At 71.6% G+C, this 2788-nt stretch carries 1 protein-coding gene; it reads left to right on the forward strand.

The window, feature by feature from the left end; genetic code table 11:
* Positions 1-2788: autotransporter (locus G3N92_RS32540; protein ID WP_206131634.1), on the forward strand; the 2788-nt coding region annotated here is incomplete at both ends.

The following is a 2788-nucleotide window of genomic DNA, read 5'->3' on the forward strand; positions in this document are numbered from 1 at the left end:
TCGCGGCGCACAAGGGCGACTTCTTCGCGTGGCGCCAGCACTATCGCGAGGACGGCCCCGGCACGCCGCTGGCGAAGACGCGCACGCGTCTGCACAAGTTCACCGGCAAGGCGCTCGATCAAGCGGGCGAGACGCGCTGGAAAACCTTCGCCGCGCGCTCGGTCGGCAAGCACCGCGCGCCGCTGGCCGCGCTGCGCAGCGGCACGCAAGACGTCACGCGCGCCACCATCGCCAAGGAACAGAAATCGCTCGCCAAGCTGGCCGAGCATCGCGGCGCGCTGCTCGACCGGCCGATGATGCAGCCCGCCGCGACGCTCGGGCACGACCGCCCGGCCCACTCGATCGCCGAGCTGGCCGCGCTGCATGTCTGGTTCGATCAGGGCGGCTTCAAGACCGGCCAGCCCAATGCGGCGCAGACCAAGCTGATCGTCGCCAAGGCCAACGAGATGCGCGGCGCGCTGGCCGCGGCGGATCTGTCCGCCACGCCGGAGCTGATTCCCGCGCGCGACGCGATGCTGCGCGACACCGCCGGCTGGTCGGGCCGCAACGCCGACAAGGATCCGGCGTTCCTCGCGCTCGGCGCGGTGCCGTTCAACGCCCAGCGCATCGCCGGCTGGACGCAGCTCGCCGGCGTGGAGGACGCCGATTTCATCGCCGCGGTGGACACGCTCAAGAGCGACACCAAGAACCTGCCGCAGACGGTCGCCACGCCGGCCCAGGACGGCGTGGTGAACGCGCTGTCCGAGGTGGTCAAGACGATCCCGTCCGGCGCGCGGCTGCGCATGCAGGACGGCAACCGCTTCGGCTTCAGCACGCGCGGGCTGTCGGCCAACCTCGGCAAGCTGCTCAGCGTGCACGGCGTGCCGATCCAGCCGCGCGTGGACATCCGCGCGGCCGGCAACCGCTCGGCGCTGGTGGAGTTCGCGCGCAGCAACTACGGCTCGGAAATCTTCATGGGCACCGCGAAGGGCATCAGCGCGCAGGCGGGGCTCGGGGTGCGCGTGGGCTACGACTTCGACGTGGGCCTGTCCTACGTGCGCGCGGGCGTGACGACCCAGGCCGTGCTGCACCAGCAGGAGCGCAACGAGCCGAGCGGCGTGTCGCTGCGGGTGGCGCGGCGCGTGCTGCCCGACGGCTCCAACTTCGACGATCGCACGCTCGAAACCAAATACGCGGCGCTGTTCCAGCATCTCGTCCAGAGTTCGGCGACGGCGCGCAACGGCAACGAGGGCGATACCTGGAACCGCCTGGCGGACCAGTTCCTCGAGGATCCGGACATCTCGGTCGGCTGGACCGACGGCATCGACAACACCATCCGCCACGGCGCCACCGTGGACGTGGGCGTGTACGGCGGGATTCCCAAGACGCCGCTGTCGGCCGGCCTCGGCGTGGGTGCGGGCTACACGGCCACGCGCCGCCACACGCGCGAGGTGCACGACGACGCGGGCGCGCTGCAGGTCGAGCAGCACCGCTCGGGCAGCGGCGCGCGCTGGGTGGCGCGGCTGACCGGCGGGCTGAGCGGCTCGGTGTCGCTCGGGCCGAAGGCGCACGACGTGTCGATGGGGCTGTCGTCGATCGACACGCCGTCGGCGATTCTGGCGCTCAGCGATTCGGGCATCGAATCGCGCGTGCAGATCGCGCGCGACAACGGCAAGCTGGTGCCGCGCTCGTGCCTGGTCGACGTCGAATACAAATCGGCCGAGACGTTCACGCACGCGGTGGATGCGCAGGCCGGCGCGTGGCGCGACCTGTACGCGCTGAAGTCGCTCAAGGAGCAAGGCGTGGACGTCGACACCGCCACGCCGGCGCACTGGGCCACCGCGCATGCGGCCGCCGACACCAAGATCAACACGCTGCTCGGCGACGCGCGCGCCAACTCCGCGCCGAACCAGACGTTCTTCCACCGCTTCCGGCTGCGCGACAGCGCGGCCAAGCAGATCGACGCGCTGACCGCCAGCGACGCCATGCACGGCCAGCCGACCGCGAGCGTGGCGCGCCGGATCGACGACATCATGACGAACCCGGCGTCGTGGATCGCATCGGATCTGAAGGTCAAGGAACAGAATTCGATCACCACGCGCTCGGGGCTCAACGCGGGCCTGATCGCCACGTCGGTCACGCAGGTGTCGGGCGAGCACGAGATCGTCTCCGAGTCGGCCGATTTCGCGGATCTCGACAAGCTCGAGCGCTTTCAGGAACGGCAGGCCGCCGAGGTGGCGGTGCCGCCCGCGGTGCCTGCGCCGCCCGTGCCCGCCGACGTGCGTCAACAGCAGCAACCCGTCGTGCCGCCTGCACCAACGCGGACGCCGCCGCCTGTGCCGACCGATGTCCGGCAACAGCAGCAACCCGTCGTGGCGCCTGCGCCCACGCGCACACCGCCGCCCGTGCCGACCGATGTGCGCCAACAGCAGCAACCCGTCGTGCCGCCTGCACCGACGCGAACGCCGCCGCCTGTGCCGACTGACGTGCGCCAACAGCAGCAACCCGTCGTGCCGCCTGCACCCACGCGTACACCGCCGCCCGTGCCGACCGACGTGCGTCAACAACAGCAGCCCGTCGTGCCGCCCGCGCCAACGCGTACACCGCCGCCCGTGCCAACCGACGTGCGCCAACAACAGCAGCCCGTCGTGCCGCCTGCACCAACGCGCACCCCGCCGCCCGTGCCGACCGACGTGCGCCAACAACAGCAGCCCGTCGTGCCGCCCGCACCGCGCCCGATCGCGTCGACCTCGCAGCAGCGCACGCAATCGGCCGTGCCGCCGATCCCGGCGCGCTCGCCGTTGCGTCC

The organism is Burkholderia sp. Ac-20379 (assembly GCF_017104645.1).
GTDB lineage: Bacteria > Pseudomonadota > Gammaproteobacteria > Burkholderiales > Burkholderiaceae > Burkholderia.